Source organism: Coprococcus sp. AM97-35 (assembly GCF_027697525.1).
GTDB lineage: Bacteria > Bacillota > Clostridia > Lachnospirales > Lachnospiraceae > Allocoprococcus > Allocoprococcus comes.
The window spans coordinates 1-2,103 of sequence record NZ_JAQESL010000063.1 but is presented as its reverse complement, the minus strand read 5'-3'; the positions used below and the strand labels follow the sequence as shown (position 1 = coordinate 2,103).

The window sequence follows — 2,103 nt, the reverse complement described above, 5'->3', positions numbered from 1 at the left end:
ACAATTACACATTTCCCTAATTTGTGTGCTGTTTCCTGAAAAAGTTCAGTAACTTCTCTACCAAATTCCAGTACTTAAAATCATCGTTTCTGAAATCAAGAGTACCAAGAACAAAATTACTATTTTTGATTTTTTTCTTATTAAACAACCCACTATTTTGGGGAATGATTTATTATAAAAATATCACTTATGTTTATCACGTTTTTATGTGTAATTTATGTGTAGAATTTAAAAAAGCGTTGTAAAGCTCCACAAATTATTGATTTGACTTTCTAAAGTTTCATAGTTCCATAATTTTTCGCTTCTTTTTTTACTATTGGGATCATGGACACAAATCTTTCCATCTTTCATTCCTGCCAAGACAATAAAATGTCCGGTTGTTGTAAAATCTCCTGGACGCATGGCACAAATGATCGGATGTCCTAATTCTAATTCCGTCTGAATACTATCTTTGCCTAATGGAATCTCACTTCCTTGTATCCCAAAATAACTTCCTACATCTGTCATCATGTTCCAACTACTTCCTACCCCCTCTACATAATATCCATTTTTTTCTGCATACTGCGCTACTTGGTAAGGTGTTGCTTGCTTATTCTCTGTAAGTCCTACTATAACCATAGAAAGTGCTGTTGGACCACACCCATTTACTGCAAACATGCTATCTCCATAATTTTGATAGCCCCATCTTTCATCCCATTGTAATAGTAATGGAATTTCTCCACTCCTTGTTTCCTCTACTGTTTCCGCTGGTGAATTATTTTTCTTTTCAGGATAATTCAATACAAACTCTATAGTTTCTATATTTGTCGTGAGCAGTTCCAAAAGTTCTTCTGGGTACTGACTTTTATTTTCTACGATATCTTTGATACGCAAATCATAATTTGACATTTTTTGCAATCTTTCCTCTATGCCCTCATTTTCCGTAGTGTGACTCACAATATTTTGTAATTGTATATCCTTGTATTTTCTATAGAAATACATCCCCGTACAACTTATAAAAACAATAATTCCCCAAAAAGCTATCCTTTTTAATACTCGTATTTTTCTCTTTTTTCTGCTCTTTCGTACCATTCTTATTTAACCTCCCTTCAGCTTTATAAAATCACCTTATTTAGTGTTACTGATAACATTCTTATATTTCATATCCATGAAACAAGCAAAGCATTCTTGCATAGTAAATTCTTTCCTATCTCCAAAAAGAAAAAGGGAGATTCTATTACAAATCTCCCCATTCCTATAAGACGTTTTTTACTACATCCTTAGGCAGTTTTTGCAACATTATAATTTGCATTTCTGGTTACTACTCCATGGTTTCCACAGTATCCTACACAATATGCTGGTCCTGCATTATGAGAGTTTGCTACTGCTATACTTCCACTACAAACACATCCACCTTTGCTGCCTTCAAAGTCTGCTCCTGTCTGTAACTTTCCTGCTACGATTTTTCTCATACCAGCCGCCTCCTTTCCGTCTGATTTTTTCTATTTTAAATTATCTTTGATAATCTAAAACCTTTCCTTAATAATACGGTACCGCATCTATCTCTTCGATCACTTCCGGCTTTTCTTCCAAAATGCTGTAATACGAAATCAGTTCTCCTTTTGTGGCATACCTGTGAGCACCGCAGACTTTTTCTTTCCTCTCCATATCAATTCCTTCTGCTTCATAACATGCTGCATAACAAAGTCCGCACAAATTTCTCGCCCAGCATTCATTACATCTTGTAAGGGATTTTTCATCGTATTCTTCAATATAATATTTCTTTATCTTTTCCAGATCTGCCCCTTCAAACACATTTCCTATATCCGGTGCATCTCCGGTTTTTTCGCACAAAAGGAATTTTCCATCTGTCTTCACATATACTCTCTGGTTCCCAGGAATACAGCAGCCGTTTCTTCTGAGGTCCTTGCACGGTTCCTGTGTCTGTCTTCGGTTATGTATCCGTACCAGTTTATCCGTTACAATCCCTGCCACATAACTTTTGGGATCCTGCTCTTCTAAATCCCTTGTCAGTGCCCAGCCTTCAATGGCATCTAATGTAAAGCCGTCCAATTCTTCCCCGACAAACTCCCCATCCCCTGCATACTCCATGGAAATATCTTC

The 2,103-nt window shown here is 36.3% G+C and carries 2 protein-coding genes and 1 pseudogene; all 3 read right to left on the bottom strand.

Features of this window, described 5'->3' with window-relative positions:
- Positions 1-228: 228 nt before the first annotated feature.
- The gene (locus PG840_RS16565) at positions 229-1,071 is read right to left on the bottom strand and encodes a C39 family peptidase (protein WP_226851836.1); all 843 of its coding nucleotides are present in this window, start codon (positions 1,069-1,071) and stop codon (positions 229-231) included.
- 188 nt (positions 1,072-1,259) lie between these two features.
- Positions 1,260-1,451 (bottom strand): RumC family sactipeptide, encoded by a 192-nt coding sequence (locus PG840_RS16560; protein WP_151165544.1) that lies wholly within the window; start codon positions 1,449-1,451, stop codon positions 1,260-1,262.
- Positions 1,452-1,518: 67 nt separating this feature from the next.
- Positions 1,519-2,103 (bottom strand): annotated as a pseudogene (locus PG840_RS16555) (RumMC family radical SAM sactipeptide maturase); the annotation flags it as partial.